Source organism: Nocardioides islandensis (assembly GCF_015352455.1).
Classification (GTDB): Bacteria; Actinomycetota; Actinomycetes; order Propionibacteriales; family Nocardioidaceae; genus Nocardioides; species Nocardioides islandensis.
In genome coordinates this window covers 22,023-43,834 of the sequence record NZ_JADKPN010000016.1, presented here as the reverse complement: position 1 = coordinate 43,834, position 21,812 = coordinate 22,023, and the positions used below count along the sequence as shown (strand labels likewise).

General features: G+C 70.9%; 18 protein-coding genes. 9 read left to right on the top strand and 9 right to left on the bottom strand.

Going from position 1 to position 21,812, the window contains the following annotated elements:
• Positions 1 to 72 precede the first annotated feature (72 nt).
• Entirely contained in the window at positions 73 to 1,158 is a 1,086-nt protein-coding gene (locus tag ISU07_RS20545; protein ID WP_228522307.1) for a class I SAM-dependent methyltransferase, read from the top strand.
• 114 nt (positions 1,159 to 1,272) lie between these two features.
• Here ISU07_RS20545 and sucD read toward each other — a convergent pair whose 3' ends face one another.
• From sucD to ISU07_RS20530, 3 genes are all read right to left on the bottom strand, one after another.
• Entirely contained in the window at positions 1,273 to 2,163 is an 891-nt protein-coding gene (gene sucD / locus ISU07_RS20540; RefSeq protein ID WP_194708709.1) for a succinate--CoA ligase subunit alpha, read from the bottom strand.
• 27 nt (positions 2,164 to 2,190) lie between these two features.
• Complete coding sequence (sucC, locus tag ISU07_RS20535) at positions 2,191 to 3,354, bottom strand: ADP-forming succinate--CoA ligase subunit beta (RefSeq protein ID WP_194708708.1); 1,164 nt, start codon at positions 3,352 to 3,354, stop codon at positions 2,191 to 2,193.
• Between the two features lie 62 nt (positions 3,355 to 3,416).
• On the bottom strand, positions 3,417 to 3,848 hold the full coding sequence (locus ISU07_RS20530; RefSeq protein WP_194708707.1) for a cobalamin B12-binding domain-containing protein: 432 nt from the start codon (positions 3,846 to 3,848) through the stop codon (positions 3,417 to 3,419).
• A 274-nt stretch (positions 3,849 to 4,122) separates the two neighbouring features.
• Between ISU07_RS20530 and ISU07_RS20525 the strand changes: the two genes are divergently transcribed.
• Positions 4,123 to 4,989 carry a M23 family metallopeptidase gene (locus ISU07_RS20525; protein WP_194708706.1) on the top strand — a complete coding sequence of 289 codons (867 nt, stop codon included), beginning with the start codon at positions 4,123 to 4,125 and terminating at the stop codon, positions 4,987 to 4,989.
• Positions 4,990 to 5,119: 130 nt separating this feature from the next.
• On the opposite strand, the gene pcrA is transcribed toward ISU07_RS20525, so the two are convergent.
• The 4 genes from pcrA to ISU07_RS20505 all read right to left on the bottom strand — a co-directional run bounded on the left by pcrA (position 5,120) and on the right by ISU07_RS20505 (position 10,206).
• Positions 5,120 to 7,564 carry a DNA helicase PcrA gene (gene pcrA, locus ISU07_RS20520; protein ID WP_194708705.1) on the bottom strand — a complete coding sequence of 815 codons (2,445 nt, stop codon included), beginning with the start codon at positions 7,562 to 7,564 and terminating at the stop codon, positions 5,120 to 5,122.
• 210 nt (positions 7,565 to 7,774) lie between these two features.
• Positions 7,775 to 8,116: a hypothetical protein gene (locus ISU07_RS20515; protein ID WP_194708704.1), complete on the bottom strand. Its 342-nt coding sequence runs from the start codon at positions 8,114 to 8,116 to the stop codon at positions 7,775 to 7,777.
• A gap of 124 nt (positions 8,117 to 8,240) precedes the next feature.
• Positions 8,241 to 8,891: a LuxR C-terminal-related transcriptional regulator gene (locus ISU07_RS20510; RefSeq protein ID WP_194708703.1), complete on the bottom strand. Its 651-nt coding sequence runs from the start codon at positions 8,889 to 8,891 to the stop codon at positions 8,241 to 8,243.
• Complete coding sequence (locus ISU07_RS20505) at positions 8,884 to 10,206, bottom strand: ATP-binding protein (RefSeq protein ID WP_194708702.1); 1,323 nt, start codon at positions 10,204 to 10,206, stop codon at positions 8,884 to 8,886. The genes ISU07_RS20510 and ISU07_RS20505 overlap by 8 nt, the downstream gene beginning before the upstream one ends.
• Positions 10,207 to 10,362: 156 nt before the next feature.
• On the opposite strand from ISU07_RS20505, the gene ISU07_RS20500 reads away from it, so the two are divergent.
• Genes ISU07_RS20500 through ISU07_RS20490 form a run of 3 tightly spaced genes read left to right on the top strand, consistent with a single transcriptional unit; the run spans position 10,363 to position 12,421 of the window.
• Complete coding sequence (locus ISU07_RS20500; protein WP_194708701.1) at positions 10,363 to 11,658, top strand: PspC domain-containing protein; 1,296 nt, start codon at positions 10,363 to 10,365, stop codon at positions 11,656 to 11,658.
• Between the two features lie 29 nt (positions 11,659 to 11,687).
• Positions 11,688 to 12,221 carry a hypothetical protein gene (locus ISU07_RS20495; protein ID WP_194708700.1) on the top strand — a complete coding sequence of 178 codons (534 nt, stop codon included), beginning with the start codon at positions 11,688 to 11,690 and terminating at the stop codon, positions 12,219 to 12,221.
• A complete protein-coding gene (locus tag ISU07_RS20490) occupies positions 12,218 to 12,421 on the top strand; it encodes a PspC domain-containing protein (protein WP_194708699.1) in 204 nt (67 codons plus the stop codon). Before ISU07_RS20495 ends, ISU07_RS20490 begins: the two co-directional genes overlap by 4 nt.
• A 78-nt stretch (positions 12,422 to 12,499) precedes the next feature.
• Here ISU07_RS20490 and ISU07_RS20485 read toward each other — a convergent pair whose 3' ends face one another.
• Positions 12,500 to 13,177, bottom strand: coding sequence for an FMN-binding negative transcriptional regulator (locus ISU07_RS20485; RefSeq protein WP_194708698.1), 678 nt, complete (start codon positions 13,175 to 13,177; stop codon positions 12,500 to 12,502).
• 38 nt (positions 13,178 to 13,215) lie between these two features.
• On the opposite strand from ISU07_RS20485, the gene ISU07_RS20480 reads away from it, so the two are divergent.
• The 4 genes from ISU07_RS20480 (at position 13,216) to ISU07_RS20465 (ending at position 16,977) form a co-directional block, all read left to right on the top strand.
• Positions 13,216 to 13,788, top strand: a complete 573-nt coding sequence (locus ISU07_RS20480) for a YbaK/EbsC family protein (protein ID WP_407671470.1) — start codon at positions 13,216 to 13,218, stop codon at positions 13,786 to 13,788.
• An 83-nt stretch (positions 13,789 to 13,871) separates the two neighbouring features.
• Positions 13,872 to 14,990, top strand: a complete 1,119-nt coding sequence (locus ISU07_RS20475; RefSeq protein ID WP_194708696.1) for an acyltransferase family protein — start codon at positions 13,872 to 13,874, stop codon at positions 14,988 to 14,990.
• Positions 14,991 to 15,076: 86 nt separating this feature from the next.
• On the top strand, positions 15,077 to 16,111 hold the full coding sequence (locus ISU07_RS20470; RefSeq protein WP_194708695.1) for an LLM class F420-dependent oxidoreductase: 1,035 nt from the start codon (positions 15,077 to 15,079) through the stop codon (positions 16,109 to 16,111).
• Positions 16,099 to 16,977 carry an oxygenase MpaB family protein gene (locus tag ISU07_RS20465; protein WP_228522306.1) on the top strand — a complete coding sequence of 293 codons (879 nt, stop codon included), beginning with the start codon at positions 16,099 to 16,101 and terminating at the stop codon, positions 16,975 to 16,977. Before ISU07_RS20470 ends, ISU07_RS20465 begins: the two co-directional genes overlap by 13 nt.
• Here the strand turns inward: ISU07_RS20465 and ISU07_RS20460 are convergent.
• Positions 16,967 to 21,715, bottom strand: coding sequence for an Ig-like domain-containing protein (locus ISU07_RS20460; protein WP_194708694.1), 4,749 nt, complete (start codon positions 21,713 to 21,715; stop codon positions 16,967 to 16,969). The two genes, ISU07_RS20465 and ISU07_RS20460, sit on opposite strands and share 11 nt — an antisense overlap.
• Positions 21,716 to 21,812: the final 97 nt, after the last annotated feature.

Below are 21,812 nucleotides of genomic sequence, written 5' to 3'. Positions count from 1 at the left end.
CCTGCAACGGGCTGCCACCACGGTTGCCCGACCAGCATCCACCCGGGATGCCTGCCTCAGGGAGACCCAGACATGACCACCGTGGAAGAGAAGCCCGCCGCCCCCGCCGTCGACATGGACACGCTGATGGAGTTCGTCGGCAAGTTCGTCGGCGACCTCGGCGCCACCATCTCCGCCGGCAACGTGCTGCTCGGCGAGCGGCTCGGCCTCTACCGTGCGCTCGCGCAGCAGCCCGGCGACGCCCGGTCGCTCGCCGCGGCCACCGACACCGACCCGCGCTACGTCGACGAGTGGCTGCGCGGACAGGCCGCGGGCGGCTACATCCAGTACGACGCGGGCAGCGCGACGTACTCCATGACCCCCGAGCAGGCCTTCGCGCTGACCGACCCCGCCGGCCCGGTGTTCCTGCCCGGCGCCTACGAGCTCGCGCTCGGCGCGTTGAAGGCGCAGCACCACATCGAGGAGGCGTTCCGCACCGGGGCCGGGTACGGCTGGGGGCAGCACGACGACGACGTCTTCACCGGGTGCGAGCGGTTCTTCCGGCCGGGGTACCTGATGCACCTCCTGACCGAGTGGATCCCGGCGCTCGACGGCGTGCAGGCCAAGCTCGAGAGCGGCGCCCGGGTGGCCGACCTCGGCTGCGGCCACGGCGCCTCCACGCTGCTGATGGCCGACGCGTTCCCGAACAGCACGTTCGTCGGCTCCGACTACCACACCGGCTCCATCGAGGCCGCCCGCGAGCGGGCCGAGGACGCCGGCGTCGGGGACCGGGTGCGCTTCGACGTGGCCAGCGCCCAGGAGCTCCAGGGGTCCGGGCTCGACTTCGTGACGACGTTCGACTGCCTGCACGACATGGGTGACCCGCTGGGAGCGGCGCAGCACGTACGTCGCGCCCTCGCCGCGGACGGTACGTGGATGATCGTCGAGCCCGCCGCCGGCGACACCGTCGAGTCGAACCTGAACCCCGTCGGCCGGGTGTTCTACAGCTTCTCGACGTTCCTCTGCGTGCCCAACGCGATGTCGCAGTCCGGCGGGTACGCCCTCGGCGCCCAGGCCGGCGAGGCCGCCATCCGCCAGGTCGTCACCGACGCCGGCTTCACCCGGTTCCGCCGGGTCGCCGAGACGCCGTTCAACCTCGTGTACGAGGCGCGTCCATAACGGCCACATGTTGGTCGAGCCGGGCGAGCGCCAGCGAGCCCGTGTCGAGACCCGGTGACGGGGGTTTGGGTCTCGACACGCTCGGCCGTGGCCGGCCTCGCGGCTCGACCAGCATTACGAGCTGAGGATCTCCCGCATCAGCGCGGCGGTCTCGGACGGCGTCTTGCCGACCTTCACGCCGACGGCCTCGAGGGCTTCCTTCTTGGCCTGCGCCGTGCCGGACGAGCCCGACACGATGGCGCCGGCGTGACCCATGGTCTTGCCCTCGGGGGCGGTGAAGCCGGCGACGTACCCGACGACCGGCTTCGTCACGTGGTCCTTGATGTACGCCGCCGCGCGCTCCTCCGCGTCGCCGCCGATCTCGCCGATCATCACGATCGCCTTGGTCTCGGGGTCCGCCTCGAACGCCGCGAGGGCGTCGATGTGGGTGGTGCCGATGATCGGGTCGCCGCCGATGCCGATGGCTGTGGTGAAGCCGTGGTCCTTGAGCTCGTACATCATCTGGTAGGTCAGCGTGCCGGACTTCGAGACCAGCCCGACCGGGCCCTTGCCGGCGATGGTGTGCGGCGTGATGCCGGCCAGCGACTCGCCGGGCGTGATGATGCCCGGGCAGTTCGGGCCGATCATCCGAGTCCCCCCAAGATTCGTCGGGCCGTCGAGGTACGCCCAGACCTCGGCGGTGTCCTGCACGGGCACGCCCTCGGTGATGACCACGAGCAGGCCGATGCCGGCGTCGATGGCCTCGACGCACGCGTCCTTGGTGAACGCCGGCGGCACGAAGACGACCGACACGTCGGCGCCGGTCTCGGTCATGGCCTCCTTGACCGAGCCGAACACCGGCAGCTCCTGGCCACCGAGCTCGACCGTCGTCCCGGCCTTGCGGGCGTTGACGCCGCCGACGATGTTCGAGCCGGCGTCGAGCATCAAGGTGGTGTGCTTGGAGCCCATCCCGCCCGTCATGCCCTGGACGATGATCTTGGAGTCCTTGTTCAGGTAGATCGACATCTGTCTCGCTCCTCAGCGCCGCTCTGCTTATTTCTGGGCAAGCTCGGCGGCCTTGTCGGCCGCGCCGTCCATGGTCGGCACCTGGGTGACCAGGGGGTGGTCCAGCTCGTCGAGGATCCGGCGGCCCTCGGCGACGTTGTTGCCGTCGAGCCGGACCACGAGCGGCTTGCTCGCCTCGTCGCCGAGGATCTCCAGCGCACCCTTGATGCCGTTGGCCACCTCGTCGCAGGCGGTGATGCCGCCGAAGACGTTGACGAACACGCTCTTGACCTGCGCGTCGTGGAGGATCACGTCGAGACCGTCGGCCATCACCTGCGCGTTGGCGCCGCCGCCGATGTCGAGGAAGTTGGCCGGCTTCACGCCGCCGTGCGCCTCGCCTGCGTACGCCACGACGTCGAGGGTGGACATGACGAGCCCGGCGCCGTTGCCGATGATGCCGACCTGGCCGTCGAGCTTGACGTAGTTGAGGCCCTTCTCCTTCGCCTTGGCCTCGAGCGGGTCGGTCTCGTCCTTGATCACGAACTGCTCGTGGTCAGGGTGGCGGACCTCGGACGCGTTGTCGTCGAGGGAGACCTTGCCGTCGAGCGCCTCGAGCTTGTCGCCCTCGAGCCGAGCCAGCGGGTTCACCTCGACCAGCGTGGCGTCCTCCTCGGTGAAGACCCGGTAGAGCGCCTCGATCATGGTGACGGCCTGCTCGAAGACGGCCTCGGGGAACTTGGCCTCGGTCGCGATCTCACGAGCCTTCTCGGCGTCCACGCCGGTGCCGGGGTTGATCGGGATCTGCTTGACGGCGTCGGGGTTGGTCTTGGCGACCTCCTCGATCTCGACGCCGCCCTCGACGGAGGCGATGCAGAGGTACCGCCGGTTCGCACGGTCCAGCAGGAAGGAGAAGTAGTACTCCTCCTGCGGCGGCGTCGCCGGGGTGATCAGCACGCGGTTGACCCGCAGCCCCTTGATCTCCATGCCGAGGATGTTCGAGGCGTGCTCGAAGGCCTCGTCCGGGGTCTTGGCCAGCTTCACGCCACCGGCCTTGCCGCGACCGCCCGCCTTGACCTGCGCCTTGACCACGCAGAAGCCGAGCTCCTCGGCGGCCGCGCGGGCCTCCTCGGGCGTGGTGACCACGATGCCGAGGGTGGTGGTGACGCCGTGCTTGGCGAACAGCTCTTTTGCCTGGTACTCCATCAGGTCCACGCCAGGCACCCTAGTCCCGGCTTTCGGCGTGGCACGAGACGGGTCTTGCCCGGTGTCCGGCGTCAGCCGGTCGGCTGGCCGGCGGCGTACTCCGCCACCCACCCGGTGATCTCGGAGGTGGACGCGCCGGGGGTGAACACCTTGCGCACCCCCATCTCCTCCAGCACCGGGATGTCCTCCTCCGGGATGATCCCGCCGCCGAAGACCGCGATGTCGGTGGCGTCGCGCTCGGCCAGCAGGTCGAGGAGGGTGCGGAACAGCGTCATGTGCGCCCCGGAGAGCACGGACAGGCCGACGAGGTCGGCGTCCTCCTGGATCGCGGTCTCCACGATCTGCTCCGGCGTCTGGTGCAGACCCGTGTAGATCACCTCGTAGCCGGCGTCCCGCAGTGCTCGGGCCACGATCTTCGCGCCGCGGTCGTGACCGTCGAGCCCGGGCTTGCCGACCACGATGCGCAGCCGGCCGGTGCCCGTCCCGGTCTGAGTCGTGGTCATGGGCGCAGGCTACCCGCCGGCCGGAGGGGCGCCCCACGAGGCGTCCCCCGCGTGCGTGACCGGCACCACGGCCCATCCTGGGGACAGGATTTCGGAGGCCGTGACCGATCCGTTACAGTCGTGGCTCGTCTCCCCCATCCCCTGATCACGGAGCCTTCGCCGAATGGGTCACCACCGTGCTGACACGCGCGCCTCGCGCGGTCGCCAGTCGGAGACCCCTCCATCGTCGTCGTACCCCTCCTCCCCGGCCGGCAAACGTGCCGCCGGGAAGCGGGTGGCTGAGAAGCCGGCCCGACGGGCCACGACCCCCGCTCCGGTGCTCGTCGAGCGCACCGTCGAGCAGGCGCCCTCCGTGGCCGCGCGCACGGCCACCGGCCGCCGCTGCGCGCCCCGCAAGTCGCTGTTCCGGGGCCTCCCGTCCGCGCCGATCCTGCTCGGGGTCGCCGCCCTGGCGATCTCGGCCGGTGGCGCGGTCAGCGCGGCCGACCCGTCGCTGGTCGGCGCCGACGCCCCGTCCGCGACCAAGATCATGCAGGCCAGCGCGCTGACCGGCGCAGGCGCCGTGGCCTCGAGCCGGGCCCCCGGCGTACGCGGTCCGATCGTGAGCCGCGCCTCGCGCCGCGACCAGACCGACTCCCCCGACGCCGAGCTGGAGGCCGCCGCCGAGGCGCAGCTCGAGCAGGTGACCACGGCGCGGACCAAGGTCGAGGGGGCCGCCGACAAGCGAGCGGCCTACCTCAAGCTGAACCTCTGGCACCTGCCGGTCGTCGGCTACCACCTGACCGCGCGGTTCGGCGACTACGGCTTGTGGTCGAGCTTCCACACCGGTCTCGACTTCGCCGCACCCAGTGGCACGCCCATCTACGCGATCGCGAACGGCACGATCAGCTCGGCCTCCTACGACGGCTCCTACGGCAACAAGACCGTGGAGACGCTCGCGGACGGCACCGAGCTCTGGTACTGCCACCAGACCTCGTTCGTCGTCAGCTCCGGTGAGACAGTCACCGCGGGCCAGCTGATCGGGTACATCGGCTCCACCGGCCACGTGACCGGCCCGCACCTCCACGTCGAGGTCCGCCCCGGCGGTGGCGACCCGGTCGACCCGTACCCCGCGTTCGTCGTGCACGGTGTCACTCCGTGAGCTGATCAGCGACGCGAAGCGAGCTGATCGGCTCAACCGGAGGGAGGTTGAGCAAGCGACCGTCACCGAGCCTGCGAGGTGACGCGAGCGCGTCGAAACCCGGCGAGTGGCAAGGCAGCCGCGACCACCGCTAGAGCTTCTGGACCGGCGCATACCTCAGCAGCAGCCGCTTGACGCCCTCCGACCCGAAGTCGATCGAGGCGACGGCCTTGTCGGCCACCCCCTCCAGCGCCACGACGGTGCCGAGGCCGAAGGAGTCGTGGGTGACCCGGTCGCCGGGCTCCAGCGACGGGATGTCGCGAGCGGGCTTGGCCTTCGAGGCGGCGTCGGCGCGCGCGGCCGCCGACGAGAAGTTGCGCCGGCCCGCGGCCGTCGGCGACGCGAGGCCACGGCTGACACCGCCGGAGAAGTCCGGGCGGTCCCACATGGTCTGGGCGGCCTCGGTGCGCTTCCAGTCGACCAGGTCGACGGGCAGCTCGTTGAGGAACCTCGACCCGGGGTTGTGCGCGGGAGCACCCCAGGCCGAGCGCATCAGCGCCCGGGAGACGTAGAGCCGCTGCTGGGCGCGGGTCACGCCGACGTACGCCAGCCGGCGCTCCTCCTCCAGCTCCGGCTGGTCGCCGAGCGAGCGGGAGTGCGGGAAGACGCCGTCCTCGAGGCCGGTGAGGAAGACGACCGGGAACTCGAGCCCCTTCGCGGTGTGCAGCGTCATCAGGGTGACGACGCCGCCGTCGTCCCCGTCGTTGTCGGGGATCTGGTCCGCGTCCGCAACCAGCGCGACCCGCTCCAGGAAGTCGGTCAGGCCGGGCGCGACGAGCCCGGCGTCGACGTCGGCCGGGTCGGCGGACGGGCCGGCCTGCGGGTCGTCGGAGAACTCGCGGGCGACGGCGACGAGCTCGGCGAGGTTCTCGACGCGGGTGGCGTCCTGGGGGTCGTCGGAGGCTTCGAGCTCCTCGAGGTACCCCGAGCGCGCGAGCACCGACTCGAGGATCACGTCGGGCCGCTCGCCGGCGTCCACCATCGACTGGAGCTCGTGGACCATGTCGACGAAGGCCTGGATGTTGGTCAGCGAACGGGTGGCCAGCCCCGGTGCCTTGTCCGCGAGCTCGAGGCCCTCCCAGAAGGTGATCCGCTCGCGGTCGGCGTACGACTGCACGCACTCGACCGCACGGTCGCCGATGCCGCGCTTGGGGGTGTTGAGGATCCGCCGCAGCGAGACCTGGTCGGCCGGGTTGACCAGCATCCGCAGGTAGGCGAGCGCGTCGCGGACCTCGCGCCGCTCGTAGAAGCGCACCCCGCCGACCACCTTGTAGGGCAGCCCGACGCGGATGAACACCTCCTCGAACACACGGGACTGGGCGTTGGTCCGGTAGAAGACGGCCACGTCGGCGGGCCGCGCGGCCTTCTCGTCGGTGAGCCGGTCGATCTCCTCGGAGACGAACCGTGCCTCGTCGTGCTCGTCGTCGGCGACGTACCCGGTGATCCGCGCACCGTCGCCCGCATCCGACCACAACCGCTTGGGCTTGCGGCCCTGGTTGTGGCCGATCACGGCGTTGGCGGCGTTCAGGATGGTCTGCGTCGAGCGGTAGTTCTGCTCGAGCATGATCGAGGTGGCGTTCGGGAAGTCCTGCTCGAAGTCGAGGATGTTGCGGATGTTCGCGCCGCGGAAGGCGTAGATCGACTGGTCGGCGTCGCCGACGACCATCAGCTCGGCGGGAGGCACGCGGTCCGGGGTCTCCTCGGGCGGCAACGACCCGTCGTACGACGTCTCCTCCATCTGGTCCGCGCACAGCTGGTGGATGAGGGCGTACTGCGCGTGGTTGGTGTCCTGGTACTCGTCGACGAGCACGTGACGGAACCGGCGGCGGTAGGTCTCGCGGACGTCCGGGAACTGCTGGAACAGGTGGACGGTGAACATGATGAGGTCGTCGAAGTCGAGGGCGTGCGCCTCCTTGAGGCGGCGCTGGTACAGCGTGTACGCCGCCGCCATCGACTCCTCGAACTTGTTGCGGGTGTCCTTGGCGGCGTCGTCGGCGTCGCGGAGCTCGTTCTTGTGGTTGCTGATCCAGTGCAGGACGGCGCCCGGCTGGTAGCGCTTCGGGTCGAGGTCGAGGTCCTTGAGGACGAGGGTCATCAGCCGCTTGGAGTCGGCGGCGTCGTAGATCGAGAAGCTCGACTTGTAGCCCAGCTTGTCGATCTCCTTGCGCAGGATCCGCACGCACGCGGAGTGGAACGTGCTCACCCACATGATCCGCGCGCGCTTGCCGACCAGCGCCTCGACCCGCTCCTTCATCTCGGCCGCGGCCTTGTTGGTGAAGGTGATCGCCAGGATGGAGCCGGGGTGCGCCTTGCGCTCGGTGATCAGCCAGGCGATCCGCCGGGTCAGCACGCGGGTCTTGCCGGACCCCGCTCCGGCCACCACGAGCAGCGGCGCCCCGGCGTGCACGACGGCCGCCCGCTGCGGCTCGTTGAGCCCCTCCAGCAGCTCGTCCCTGGTGGGCGGACGCCGCCGCTGCGTCGCCTCCTCGGGGACGCCGGCGTTCTCGAGCTCAGGGAGCGACAAGGCCTCGGTCATGCTGCTCCAACCCTACGTCCCGCCACCCCCACGACTCATGCTGGTCGAGCCGGGCGAGCGCCAGCGAGCCCGTGTCGAGACCCGGTGAGGTGACCGTGGTCTCCTCATGCTGGTCGAGCCGGGCGAGCGCCAGCGAGCCCGTGTCGAGACCCGGTGAGGTGACCGTGGTCTCGACACGCCGCTCGTCCCTCGCGGCGGCTCGACCACCATTCAGACGAGCACCGCGACGCCGACGTTGGCGAGGGTGAGGACGAGCAGACCCCAGTAGAGGCCGTCGGGGATGCGGGGCTTGCGGAGGTTGGCCATCACCAGGACCAGGATGACCAGGCCGATGCCGAACTTCACCGCGATCTTCGTGTGGTCGACCTGGTCGTCGCCAGCCTCGAGCACGCCGACCAGGAAGAGGCCGGCCACGAACGCCATGCCGATGCCGTCGCGCATCAGGCCGTTGACGCGCCTCTCGGGGCGGCGTACCTGGACCAGGATCCCCGCCAGCAGGGCCACGATCCCCACGACGTGCAGCACCAGAAGCACCACGTGGGCGACGTCCATGTCGCGAGGCTAGTCCCGCTGATGTTTCGAGACGCGCAACCCAGCCCCTCGCAAGCTCGGGTCTTGGTGGACGCTCCTCAACCTGATCGCCATTTCCGCCCCTCGCAAGCTCGGGGCGGGACGATCACAGCAATCTGCGGTCCGACGCCCACTTCGTCAGCTCGTGGCGCGAGGAGAGCTGCAGCTTGCGCAGCACCGAGGACATGTGGGTCTCGACGGTCTTGATGGAGATGAAGAGCTCCTTGGCGACCTCCTTGTAGGCGTACCCACGGGCGATCAGCCGCATCACCTCCCGCTCCCGCTCGGAGAGCCGGTCGAGGTCCTCGTCGACCGACGCCACCTCGATCGAGCCCGCGAAGGCGTCCAGCACGAACCCGGCCAGCCGCGGCGAGAACACCGCGTCGCCCAGCTGGACGCGCTTGATCGCGTCGACCAGCTCGGGGCCGGTGATCGTCTTGGTGACGTACCCGCGCGCGCCGCCGCGGATGGTGCCGATCACGTCCTCGGCGGCGTCGGACACCGACAGCGCGAGGTACCTCGTGTCCGGAGCCTGCGAGCGGCGGATGACCTCGACGCCACCGCCGCCGGGGAGGTGTACGTCGAGCAGCACGACCGCGGGCTGCTGCTGCTCGATCGCGGCAACGGCGCTGTCGACGTCGTACCCCTCGCCGACCACGTCCACGGCGTCGCCGAGCTCGGCCTTCACGCCGACCCGGAACATCGCGTGGTCGTCGACGATCACGACCCGGACCCTGTCCGCTGAGCTGTCAGCCATGGTTCTCCTCGTTGCTGGATCCTTGGGGGCGGGGCAGGCGCAGCCGCACCTCCGTGCCCTCGCCACGGGTCGACCGGACCTCGGCCGTGCCGCCGTGGCGGTCCATCCGGTCCACGATGCTGCCGCGCACGCCCATCCTGTCCTCGGGCACGTCGGCGGGGTCGAAGCCCACCCCGCGGTCCCGGACGAAGGCCTCGACCGCGGACGGCGAGACCTCGACGTACAGGTCGACCTTGCCGGTGCCGGCGTGCTTGGCGGCGTTCACCAGCGCCTCCCGGGTCGCGTTGACGATCGCCCGCAGCGGCTCGGTGAACGCGCAGTCGCCGACGACCACGACGTCCACGTCCACGCCGTGGGAGTCCTCGACCTCCGCGGCGGCCGTGCGCATGGCGCCGGCGAGGGTGTCGGAGTCCTTGCTGTCCCCCTCGAACAGCCAGGACCGGAGGTCGCGCTCCTGCGACCGGGCCAGCCGGGCGACGAGCGCGGAGTCGTGGGAGTTCTTCTGGATCAGCGCGAGCGTCTGGAGCACCGAGTCGTGCAGGTGGGCGGCCATGTCCGCGCGCTCCTGGGTGCGCACGCGCTCGGCGCGCTCCGCGGTCAGGTCGCCGGCCAGCCGGTAGATCCACGGGCCGATGGTGATGCCGAGCCCGAGCACGCCGACCGCGGCGGCCAGCATCACGCTGTAGATGTCGCCGATCTGGCCCTCGCGCAGGGCGAAGACGCCGACCGCGACGATGATCAGCACCAGGCCCGCGGCCACGCGCACGACCGACTGCCACGTGCCGGTGCCGAAGATGATGCGCACCGGGTCGACCCGGCCGGTCGAGTCCAGCCAGCGCTCGCGCTGCGCCTCGTCGGCCTGTCGCCACAGCAGGCCGATGCCGACGGCGGCGATCAGCAGCGGCCAGAACCAGGCACCCGCCCCGAGCAGGCTCTGCAGCAGCAAGATGACGCCGAACCCCAGCGCGCCGAGCGCGATCGCCGGGCCGGCGTCGACCAGGCGACGTACCCGGCGCGGCCGCGCCCCGCGGCGGGTCGCGCTCTCGAGCCCCGGGGCCGACTCGGCGAACCGTTCGTCGGTCGGCAGCACCATCCAGAGGCCGGCGTACATCGCCACGCCCGCACCGCCCAGGGCGGTCGCCACCACGAACGCCACCCGCACCCACAGGACGGGCACGTCCAGGTGCGCCGCGAGGCCGGAGGCGACGCCGCCGATGACCCGGTCCTGGGTGTCACGGGTCGCGCGGCGGAAGTAGAAGCGCGGTGGCGCCTCGGGTGCCGCGGCTGCGGGCGAGTAGGTCGGCGTGGTGCTCATCGTGCGTCCATCGTCGCAGGTGGGTGGGGCCCGAACCATGAGGAGAGACCCTGAGGACACCCTGACGCACCCCCATCCGACGGCCGGTCCCGGCGAGGGTCGGATCAGGGGCGTCCCCGATGGTCCGGAGCGCCGCGAGGCCGCAGAGTTGGTGCCATGACCAGCACTCCGCCTCCCGCCGGCCCCGGCGCATCCTCCACCGGACAGGACGCCCCCGGCCCCACCTGGCCGACCGACCAGCCGGCGCCGATGGGCACCGGCCCCCGCGTCACCCTCGACCAGGTCCGTGACCTGGGCCGGCTGCGCCGGATCACCGTGGACCGCAAGCTCGGCGGTGTCGCCGGCGGCATCGCCCGCCACCTCGACATCGACCCGCTCGTGGTGCGGGTGGCGTTCGTGGTGCTGAGCCTGTTCGGCGGCGCCGGCCTGGTGATGTACGCCGCGGGCTGGATCCTGCTCCCCGAGGACGGCGAGCAGCGGCAGCCGCTGGGCCTGGACGACCGCAGCCGCAGCGTCGCGCTGATCCTGGCCGGCATCCTGGGCGCCGCCCTGCTCGTCGGGCAGTGGGACTGGTTCTGGGTGCCCGGCCCGCTGATCCTGGTCGGCCTGGTCGTCTGGCTCTTCATGTCCCGCCGGAACGAGACGACTGCCACGGCAGCGCAGGCGCCCACCGCTCCTGCCGCGCCCGCCGCCCCGCCCCCGGGTGCCGGCCCGAACGCCGTCACGCCCGAGCAGCGCTGGGCCGGCCCGGCGGCCTACCAGCAGGCCCCGGCGTACGACCGTGCCGACGAGCCGGCGCCGCCGCCCCCCGTGCAGCCCATCCGGTACGTCGCGCCCGCACCGCGCAACCCGCGCAAGCGCGGCCCGAAGCTGTTCTGGTTCACCATGGCGCTGGCGACCCTGGCCGTCGGTGTGGTCGGCGTCGTGGACGTGTCAGGCGCCCCGGTGCCCGGCTCCCTGTACCCCGCGGTCGTCGTGGCCGTCGTCGGCGTGATGCTCGTGATCGGGTCGTTCTTCGGTCGGGCCGGCGGGCTGATCCTCGTCGGGCTGCTCGCCGCCTCCGCGACCGGGCTCGGCCTGGCGTCGGAGAAGTGGGACGGTGACCGGGTCGAGGTCGTGCCGAGCTCCTCGACCGAGGTGAAGGACAGCTACACCTACGACGTCGGCCAGTACGTCCTCGACCTGACCGAGGTGAGCGACCCCGACGAGCTCGACGGCCGCACCATCCACATGACCGTCAACGTCGGTGAGCTCGACGTGGTGGTGCCGGCGGACATGGACGTCGAGGTCACCGGCGCCGTCGACGGTCCTGGTGGCACCACCCTGTTCGGCAACGACAGCGGCGGCATCGACACCACCGACACCCAGCGCCACGACGGCGGCGAAGACGTCCCGTCGATCACCCTCGACCTCCAGGTCGACGTCGGCCACATCGACGTCCGCACCCGCTGAGCACCCAGCCGAACGTCTAGGAGACCACCATGAGCACCATCGACACCCGGCCGGAGAACCCGGTCAAGCGCAGCGGCCGCCACCCGATCAACGTGGGCCACCTCGTGATGGGCATCGCGTTCCTCGGCATCGTCCTCGTCTGGATCCTGGTCGAGGCCGACGCGGTGACCGGCGACGACATCCGCTGGCTGCTGCCCGTCCCGTGGGTGCTGGCCGGCGTCGCCGGACTGATCGCGACCACCCGCCGGCACCACGACACCGACGACTGGCGCGAGGCGGCGTACTCGGCCCACGAGCGCGGCTGGGTCGGCCACGAGGAGCCCCGCCCGGCCGTCGACGACCTGGACGAGAAGCTCGCCCGCGCCGAGCGCGAGGTGAACGTCCGGCAGTCGACCTCGACCGTCGCCCCGCCGGAGCCGGCCGACCCGGCCGACCCGGCCGACCCGGCCGACCCGGCCGACCCCGCCGACCCCGCCGACCCCGCGGACCCGGCCGATCCCGCAGATCCCGCAGATCCCGCAGATCCCGCAGACCCCATCGACACGAAGGAGCACGACCGATGAGCACCACCTCCACCGGCACCCGCCGGCTCACCCGCAACCCCGACGACGCGATGCTCGGCGGCGTGTGCGCCGGCGTCGCCGACTACCTCGGCCTCGACGTCGCCCTGGTCCGCGTGCTCGCGGTCCTCGGCGCGATCTTCGGCTTCGGCTCGCTGGTCGTGGCCTACGTCGTCGCCTGGATCCTGATGCCGGAGGCGTAGTGGTTTCGAGGCTCAGGCCTGGCGGCCTTCGCACCTCAACCACCCATGTCGAGGCTCAGGCCTCGCGGCCTTCGCCCCTCAACCACCCAGATCGAGGCCCAGGTCCTCGGCCATCCGGTCGGCGACCTGGGCCTCGCCGCGTACGCCGCCGGCGTACTCGCCCCGCAGCCCCGCGACGACCCCGGCCCGGTCGTCCTCGGACCGGTTCTGGCTCAGCTTGGCCTTGGCCTCGACCCGCTCGACCTCGACCTCGATGCCCACGATCGCGCGCAGCTGGCCGGTGACGTACTTCTCCGGCGCATCCGACACCGACCACCCCTCGTGCCCGCCCTGCTCGCGACGCGCCTCGTGGAGGTCGGTCAGCCAGCTGACCGCCTCCAGCAGCCACTCCGGGTCGTGCTGCACGGTGACCCGTCCGGTGAAGTGGACGGCGGAGTAGTTCCAGGTCGGCACGACCTTGCCGTGCTCGGCCTTGGCGGCGTACCACGCCGGCGAGACGTACGCCTCCGGCCCGGTGACGACCGCGAGGCACGGCGTACCGGGCTCGATCGCCTTCCAGTGCTGGTTGGCCCTGGCCATGTGCATGACCAGCCGGCCACCTGTGTCACTGCCGGCGGGCTCCCAGATCACCGGGAGGAACGACGCCAGCGGGTAGCCGTCCGGGCCGGTCGTGACCAGCTGCGCCGAGCCGACGGCGCTGACCAGGGCCTGGATCTCGGGCACGCCCTCGAGGGCGTTGAAGCGCGGGACGTACACGGGCCCATTCTCCCGGGCCGCTGCGGCCGCAGGCCAGGATGGGCCACATGGCCCCATCTGTGAACTTGCCCGGCTTCGACGGCCTGACCTCCCTACCTGCGCTGCAGCACCTGCACCTGGTGCCGCCGCCCGTGGCCGACGCACTCCGCGGCTGGTCGCGGGCCGACGAGGTCGCCGTCGTGGAGATCGACCCCGACCTGGCCGACACGGCCGCGCTCACCGAGGCCTACGGTCTCCCGCTCGAGGCCAGCGCGAACTGCGTGCTCATCTCCGGCAGCAGGGGCGGCGAGGAGCGCATCGCCGCCTGCGTCGTCACCGCCGACACCCGCGCGGACGTCAACAACGCGGCGCGCAAGCGGCTCGACGTACGCAAGGCGTCGTTCCTCCCGATGGACCGGGCCGTCGAGGAGTCCGGGATGGAGTACGGCGGCATCACGCCGGTCGGCCTCCCTGCGGCCTGGCGGGTGTTCGTCGACGCCGCGGTGCTCGCGCAGCCCGCGGCGATGATCGGCTCCGGGTACCGGCGCTCGAAGATCATCCTGCCCGGCGACGCGCTCGCCGACCTGCCGGGAGCCGAGGTCGTCGAGGGGCTGGGCACCCCCCTCGGGTGACGCACCCGCGGGTTCCGCGACCCGGCGCCGATGCGGTTAGGGTGGCGCGTCCCGACCGAGCCCGGGACGTGGGACGAGGACACATGACGACCGAGAATCGCGCGGTGCCGGAGCGTCGCGACAACAGCCTCAACCTGGTCCGGCTCGTCCTGGCGCTGATGGTGCTGGTCTCGCACGCGTACGCCATCACCGGGCACGGCGACGAGCCGACCTGGCAGGGGAAGACCCTCGGCACGTGGGCGGTGTACGGGTTCTTCGCCCTCAGCGGGTTCCTGATCACCGGCAGCCGCGTGGGCTCGCCGTTCGGGTCCTACCTGGTCCGCCGCATCGCCCGCATCTACCCGGGTTTCCTGGCCTGCCTGGTCGTCACGATCACCGTCTTCGCGCCGATCGCCTACGCGAAGCAGCACCACGGCCTGGGCGGCTACCTCACCACGTCCGACTGGCCGCTCAACTACGTCGTCAACAACCTAACGCTCAAGGTGTTCGGCGGCACCGTCGCCGGCACGCTGAGCGACGCGCCGTTCCCCGGGATCTGGAACGGCTCGCTGTGGACCCTCTACTACGAGTTCATGTGCTACCTGATCGTGGGCACGCTGCTCGCCCTGCCGTTCATGCGGCGCCGGCCACTGCTCCTCGCGCCCGTGTTCGTCGGCAGCGTCGTGTTCCTCGCGCACCCCGAGTGGATCCAGACCTACTTCGGCGGCCACCTCGACGTCATCTTCCTGACGCCGCTGCTGCCCTTCTTCCTCGGCGGCTCGGTGGTGTGGCTGCTGCGCGACGCCATCCCGCTGCACTGGTACGTCGCCCTCCCCGCGGCCGGCGTCTTCGTCGGCGCCGTCCTGTGGCGGGAGGCCTGGGGCGGCCAGGCCGCCGCCCCGCTGCTGGCGATCGTGCTGCTGTGGCTCGGCCAGGTGCTGCCGTCCCCGGCCTGGATCCGCCGCAACGACCTGTCGTACGGCGCGTACGTCTACGCCTTCCCCGTCCAGCAGCTGGTCGTGCTGCTGGGCCTCGGTGTCACGCCGTTCGCCAACATGGTCACGGCCGCCATCGGCACCGGGCTGTTCGCGGCTGCCAGCTGGTTCGTCGTCGAGCGGCCCGCCATGCGGTCGATCCGCGGCAGCATCAGCGGCGTCGACGTGACCCTGCACCACGACCACCGGGAACCGGCCCGGCAGCCGGCCGCCGCCGCCGCGAGCTGAGGTCCCCCGAAGGGGACCCGCGTCCTCGATTCGGCTGGCCGCACGCGCCTTGCGACCGTGACAGTGGCTCTGTCACAGTCGAGGACGTGAAGATCTCGACCCAGCTGATGTACGCCGGCAACCCTCGGGAGACCGCCGACCAGGTCGTGCAGCTGGAGAAGGCGGGACTGGACACCGTGTGGGTGCCGGAGGCGTACGGCTTCGACTCCCCCACGCTGATGGGGTACCTCGCCGCCAAGACCGAGATCGTCGAGATCGGCTCGGCGATCATCAACATCTACTCGCGCACACCCAGCGCGATCCTGCAGACCGCCGCCGGGCTCGACCACGTCAGCCAGGGCCGGGCCATCCTCGGCCTCGGGGCCAGCGGCCCGCAGGTGATCGAGGGCTTCCACGGGGTGCCGTACGACAGGCCCCTCGCCCGGACCCGCGAGATCGTCGACCTGGTCCGCCGTGGGCTGCGCCGCGAGACGTTGCGGCACGACGGCATCTTCACGCTGCCGCTCCCGGAGGGGCAGGGCACCGGCCTCGGCAAGCCGCTGAAGCTGCTCACCAGGCCCGAGCGTCCGAGCGTCCCGATCTGGATCGCCTCGCTCGGTCCGAAGAACGTCGAGGCCACGGCCGAGTACGCCGACGGCTGGCTGCCGTTCCTCTTCCACCCCGAGAAGGCGCACATGGTGTGGGGCGACGCGCTCGCCGCCGGCAACGCCAAGCGGGAGGAGGGCCTGGGCCCGCTGGAGATCGCGGCCGGCGGCATGGTCGCGATCGGCGAGGGCCCGGAGACCAAGGCACTGCTGGACTTCGCGCGACCCTTCTTCGCGCTGTACGTCGGCGGCATGGGCGCCAAGGGGAAGAACTTCTACAACGACCTCGCCTGCCAGTACGGCTACGAGAAGGAGGCCACCGAGATCCAGGACCTCTACCTGGGCGGCAACAAGCGCGACGCGGAGGCCAAGGTCCCGCTGGAGTGGCTCGAGGCGACCAACCTCGTCGGGCCGGCGTCGTACGTGAAGGAGCGCATCGCGGCGTACGCCGACGCCGGCGTGACGAACCTGATCGTCCAGCCAGCGAGCGACGACCCGGCCGCCACCGTCGGCCAGCTCAAGGAGTGGGTCAGCTGAACAGGAGAGGTCGCTTCGACAACCTCCGTCGGATCGAGGCGCTCGACCCGCAGGCAGACGCCGACGAGATCCTGCGGCTGACCAGCCGGCACGACTTCCCGTGGGACTACCAGCAGGGCACGGGCATCGCGTTCCTGCGCGACTACGGCATCCCGTCGATCGCGGCGCTGCTCGACCGCACCGGCGAGTTCGAGCGACACGGCGTGAAGAGGTACGACGACACGCTGCTCATCGGCGACGAGGCAACCTTGGACGGCATCGACAGTCAGCGCTCGCACGCCGCGCTGCGCCGGCTCAACCGGATCCACGGTCACTACGACATCCCCGAGGACGAGTTCCACTACGTGCTGGCGACCACGATCGTCGGCCCGGTCGAGTGGATCCGGCAGTTCGGCTGGCGTGAGCTGCATCCCCATGAGCTCGTCGCCGTCGCTCGCATCACCACCCGGTTCGGCGAGCTGATGGGGCTCAAGGGCCTGCCCACCACCTACGACGGGTACCACCGGCTGCTGCGTGAGTACGAGGCCGAGCACTTCGCGCACACGCCGGCCAGCACCCGCCTGGCCGAGGCGACCATCCGCATCGGACGGGCCACCGCCCGGTACCCGGCCGGCCCCCTGACCCGGCCCATCGCCATCGCCCTGATGGACGAGCCCCTGCGCCAGGTCCTGGGCATGCCGCGTCAGCCCGCATGGTTCGTGCGCGCTCTACGCGGTGCACTACGTCTGCGGGCCAGGTACCTGCGGCACCTGGCCCGCCCCCGCCGGACGCCGTACCGCCACCGCCCGGCGACCTACCCGGGCGGCTACACCCTCCGCGACCTCGGACCCGAGTCCATGCTGGCCGCGCTGGAGGCTACTTCGTGACGTTGATGACGACCCTCCGCCGACCTAGGTCGAAGTTGAGCTGCAGCTCGTCACCACTCGGCTTGGGTGCCAGCGCCAGGACCCTGAACTCCACGTCGTACTTCTTGCCCTTGGACATGCTGAGCGACGAGGGCTTCAGGTCCACCTGGAAGAAGTGCTTCTTGCTGTCGTAGACGATCGGGATCGTGGACAGCTTCCACAGCGACGTGCCCTGCTCCCGGTAGCGGAGCTGGACGCGGGTCGGCACCAGCTGGGCGGACAACGCGTCGGACAGCTGCGTGTCGTCGGCCAGCACCGCAGTGGTCTTGAGAGGCACCGTCGCTCCGGTGCTCGTGTCGACGGTGGCACCGTCGACCGGAGCACCGTAGGGGCTCAGGAGGTACTGCGCCGCGAACGGGATCGTGCTGGAGTCACCCGTGGCCGTGATCGTCAGGTTGAAGGAACCCACGAGGGTCCCCGCCGTGACGATCGTGGTCGCCGGCACCGTGGCGACGCCCGAGGCGGTGGTCGTGGCGTTGACCGACGACGCCGGTGACGCGGTGGGCGAGGTCTTGAACGTCGCCGTGGCGACGCCCGGCCCGGTCGGGAACCCGAACGTCACCGTGTAGAACGGAACGTCGCCGTACGGGTCCGAGACCTTCACCGACAGCGGAGTGCCGAGCGTGTAGGTCCGGCCTGCCCTGGTGACCGCGTAGGCGGGCGTGACGGCGGACAGGGTGACCGGCGCGTCGGCGATGGTCTTGGTCGCCGACACCGTGTCCTGCACGTTCTCGCCCGACACGTCCAGCAGCCGGGCGACGATCCTGATCTCGCCCGCCGGAGCCGTCGTGACGCCCGACTTCAGCGGCGCCACGGCCACGCCGTCCTCGTCCGTCGTGACGTCGCGGGAGTACAGCTCGGTGCCGTTGCGCGTCACCGTGAAGCGGACCGTCCGGCCGGCCACGGCAGTGTCACTGAGGTCCGTGGCCCGCACGCTGAAGCCGAGCGGGTTGCCCGCTGCTGGATCCCCGTTGGTCAAGGTGAGCTTGGCCGTGTCGAGCACCAACGTGTCGGTGTCCACGACCTGACCGCTCGCGCCGAGCACCGTCGCCGTCACCGTGATCACTCCCGACGGGATGGACTGGCCGGTGGGCACCCGCAGACTGACGCGACCGTTGGTGTCGGTCACGTCGTAGTAGTCGTACGCGTCCTGACCACCGGCCGAGACCGTCAGGTGCACCGTGCGGTCGGCGAGCTTGTTGCCGCCACCGTCGGTGACCACGGCCCGGACGCCGTACGGCGAGTTCGCGTCGCCCGTCTGCAGCGCGACGAAGGCCGCGTCGGCAGCGGTGGTCGTCCCGATGCGGTAGCCGTCCCCGGCGGCGGTGTCGAGGGACACCGCGCCGGCACCGTTCGCGGCCTGGACGAGGAACCTGAAGTCGGCCGGCGAGCGCCCGTTCAGGGACGTGGTCCCGATCCAGCGCGTGGAGTCGTTCGGATCCTGAGTCAGGTCGAAGGACTCCCACGTCCCGTGACCCTCGCCGTCGGGCCCGTCCGGGCCGTCAGTGAAGGTCACCCAGACCTGCTGGACACCGGCGAGCGGGTCGCCCGTCACCTGGGCCGAGAAGCTCACGTCGGTGCCGGAGTAGGTGCCGAGGACGTTCGCGATCGCCGGCGACGCCGCTTGCGACGCCGCGTCGTCGGACCCGGTGTAGAAGAGCCGCACGCCCATGTCGGAGTAGGCACGCTCGGTGTCCGTCGGCAGGTCGATGTCAGCGCCCGCGTCGGTGCGGTACTGGGCCGGCGTCAGGATCAGCGACGTCCGCCCGCTCGCACCCAACGTGCCGAAGTAGTTGGCGGTCGTCAGACTCTGCGGGAAGAAGAAGTCGGACTCGAAGGTCGAGTTGGGTGTCGGCCCCTCGATCGCCGGGGCGCCGGTGAGCGGGAAGAGTCCTGTCGTGTCGTCATAGCTGCCACTCCGGAAGCCGACGCCGCGCAGGGTGGCGCCATCGACGCTCACGTCCTCGATCTGCTTGGGGATCGCGGGAGCGCCGGGCTGCACGACCACACCGTCCTTGCCCTCGATCCAGGTGAGGTCGACGGTGCCGCCGGTACCGTCGGCCAGCGTCTTGTGGTGGCGCGGCTTGGGGCTCTCGGTGTTGTAGAGACGGTCCGCCACGCGCAGCCCGAGCGTCGCGCCCGGCTCACGCGTGGTGTCGTCCGGGTTGACGCCACCGTCCTCGGGGGCGAGGGACGTGCGGCCCGGAGCGTCGAACCCGGTCATGGGCAGCCCGTAGAGCGTGGCCTGGAGCAGCGCCTTCTGGTCGATCCCGGTCACGTTGGTCAGGCCGGACAGGTAGTCCTGCTTGGCGAGCACCAGCGCGTTGCCGATGGCGATGGGGCCACCGGTCGTGTCGTGCAGACGCTTGGAGATCTCCAGGTAGAGGCGCTCGCTGTACTCGAGGAAGTCGGAGTCGCCGTACTGGTAGCCGGTGCCGCCGATCAGCAGCGCGTGCTGCTGGGCCATCCGCTGGGTCCAGTCGAAGGTGTTCGTGCCGGGATCCGTCTGGGTCGGGACGACTCCGTCCTTGTCGACGATGTTGTAGCCGGAGTGGCAGCCCGCGCTCAGCACGAGCGTGTTCTTCAGGTGGTCGGGGTACTGGCCGTCGGGCGCCAGCGCACTCGCGTCCAGAGCCGTGTGGAAGTCGGCGGCCTCGGCGTCGTTGGCGCTGAAGTGGCCCGCCAGGAACACCACGTCGTGATGCGACCCGCCCAGCAGCTTGGCCTCGAGCGCGTCGGCGTCCCACTGGTAGTCGGGAGCGTTCGGGGCGTTGTTGTCCGAGATCAGCCTGTCGGCCGCACCCGCTGGGGCAGCCGGCCCGAGTGCCTGGGTGAACTGCTCGTCGACCGCGTTGGCCGCGTCGGTGAGGAAGTCGTAGCCGGTGACCAGGCTGGACGTCGGCGTGATCAGGTTGCCGCCATCGGTCACGAAGTTGTCGATCGTGGACTCGATCTCCAGGTCGGTCTTCACCAGCCGGCCGACCGAACGCTCCGGCACGGGGAGCGAGACGCCCGCGATGGTCACGTCGGTCTGTGAGCCGTAGGCGTCCTGGCTGAGCACCTGGTCGCGCTTAAGGCTGCCGTCGGAAGCCGTGCCCGGACGCATCGGCGGGTCGAACTGGCTCTCCTGGCCGAGGCCCGACACGTCGGGGTACCGGAAGAACGGCACGACGTCGTCGCCACCGGCGAGCACGACGTACTTGGTGCCGGCGCCCTGGAGGGTCTCGATGATCTCGTCGACGGCCGCGGCCACCAGGTTCACGGCGTACGGGCAGTCGCTCTGGTTGATGGTCTGCCCCCAGAGGGCCTGGACCCGCGGCGAGTTCTTGAGGTCGACCACCAGGCCGTTCTGGTTGCCGGCGAGGGTGCCGAGCTTGTCCAGGAGAGCCTGCGGGGTGCTGATCCGTTCACCCAGGTCATTGGTGGCGTAGTTGGTCCGAGAGGAGTCGGTGACGACCAACGTGGTGGGGTTTGCGCCCGGGTTGAGGCCGTTGGGGATCAGCTGGAGCCCGCCCTTGTCGTCCAGTGAGGTGCAGCCGGAGCCCGAGGCCTCGGCGGTGATCGTGAACGGGGTGCTCGCCGCGAAGTCCTGGTCGGTGTGGCCCTGGACGCGGATGTAGAAGTAGCCGTTGGTGTTGCCCGAGGCTGCGTTGATCACCTCGTCGGTGGTGCTGACGTTCGTGGACACGGCCAGCAGCGTCTGGTTCTGCGCAGCCGAGTAGGCGTCCTGGAAGGACGAGTCGGACACCAGCTCCGGCACGTAGGCGTCCGGCGCGTAGATCCGGGGCGCGTAGATCCGGGGCGCGTAGATCCGCGGCGCGTAGATCCGCGGCGCATAGATCCGCGGCGCATAGATCCGCGGCGCATAGATCCGCGGCGCGAACTTCTGCGTGGTCTGCGCGGTCGGGATGGTCGAGACGGTCTTGGGGTATCCGGGCACCTGCGTGTCGCCGAGGGCCGTGCTCGACGTGCCGCTGCTCGCAGCTGCGCCCTCGCCGCTCAGAGCGTTGTAGGCGGCACCGATGTCGCCGTACAGCGCGACGTCGTAGTCCTTGGTCAGCCCGCTTAGCTCGACGGTGACGTCCTCGCCGGGGACGACCGGGAACTTGAACCAGCGCGCCTCGCCGGCTTCGTTCAGCGACCGGTTGACCTCGTCAGTGGGCAGCGTCTTCGCGCCCGACCAGTCACGGTTGTCGGTGCCGACGGTGGCGTCCAGGTAAGGCCTGGTGGTGAGCGTCAGGGTGCCGCGCAGGAGGCGGTTGATGTCGTTGTGGCTGCCGCTCATCCGGAAGCCGTAGGTGTCACCCGCGCCCAGGTCGACGGTGGTGCCGTCGTTGAATGTGGCGGTGCCGCCGTAGATGAAGCCGTTGGACGGGCTGGTGCAGCAGATCGCGGGTCCGTCGGTGAGCAGGTTCTTGACGACCTGGCCGTTCACGATCATGTCGAGGCGGGTGGTGACCTGGAACCACGCGTGGAGGCCCTGCCAGGTGTAGGGGACCTTGATCGGGCCGGCCGCGCTCGCAGCCGTGGCCTTGGTGGTGAAGTCCCAGGACGCGGACGTGGACCCGTCGGAGTTGTAGGTCATCGAGGCCGGTGTGGCCGCGCCGGTGGAGACGACGCTCGTCGAGCCGCCCCCGGCGAACACCGACGCCGTCCACGGCGCGTCGGCGACCGCGGTCGCCGGTGGTGCCGTGACCACGGTCAGCGCTCCTGCCAGCGCCGCGAGGAATGCGGCGAAGGCGGCGAGACCGCGTCGCCGGTTGTTCGAACCCGCCGTCGCACGCCTCGGCGCACGC

Excerpts from the sequence above, each read along its gene's own strand:
- ISU07_RS20495 (WP_194708700.1), top strand. The coding sequence starts at position 11,688 with ATGAGCACCATCGACACCCGGCCGGAGAACCCGGTCAAGCGCAGCGGC.
- ISU07_RS20475 (WP_194708696.1), top strand. The coding sequence starts at position 13,872 with ATGACGACCGAGAATCGCGCGGTGCCGGAGCGTCGCGACAACAGCCTC.
- ISU07_RS20510 (WP_194708703.1), bottom strand. The coding sequence starts at position 8,891 with ATGGCTGACAGCTCAGCGGACAGGGTCCGGGTCGTGATCGTCGACGAC.
- ISU07_RS20490 (WP_194708699.1), top strand. The coding sequence starts at position 12,218 with ATGAGCACCACCTCCACCGGCACCCGCCGGCTCACCCGCAACCCCGAC.
- sucD (WP_194708709.1), bottom strand. The coding sequence starts at position 2,163 with ATGTCGATCTACCTGAACAAGGACTCCAAGATCATCGTCCAGGGCATG.
- ISU07_RS20545 (WP_228522307.1), top strand. The coding sequence starts at position 73 with ATGACCACCGTGGAAGAGAAGCCCGCCGCCCCCGCCGTCGACATGGAC.
- ISU07_RS20530 (WP_194708707.1), bottom strand. The coding sequence starts at position 3,848 with ATGACCACGACTCAGACCGGGACGGGCACCGGCCGGCTGCGCATCGTG.
- ISU07_RS20500 (WP_194708701.1), top strand. The coding sequence starts at position 10,363 with ATGACCAGCACTCCGCCTCCCGCCGGCCCCGGCGCATCCTCCACCGGA.
- ISU07_RS20505 (WP_194708702.1), bottom strand. The coding sequence starts at position 10,206 with ATGAGCACCACGCCGACCTACTCGCCCGCAGCCGCGGCACCCGAGGCG.
- ISU07_RS20480 (WP_407671470.1), top strand. The coding sequence starts at position 13,216 with ATGGGCCACATGGCCCCATCTGTGAACTTGCCCGGCTTCGACGGCCTG.
- pcrA (WP_194708705.1), bottom strand. The coding sequence starts at position 7,564 with ATGACCGAGGCCTTGTCGCTCCCTGAGCTCGAGAACGCCGGCGTCCCC.
- ISU07_RS20515 (WP_194708704.1), bottom strand. The coding sequence starts at position 8,116 with ATGGACGTCGCCCACGTGGTGCTTCTGGTGCTGCACGTCGTGGGGATC.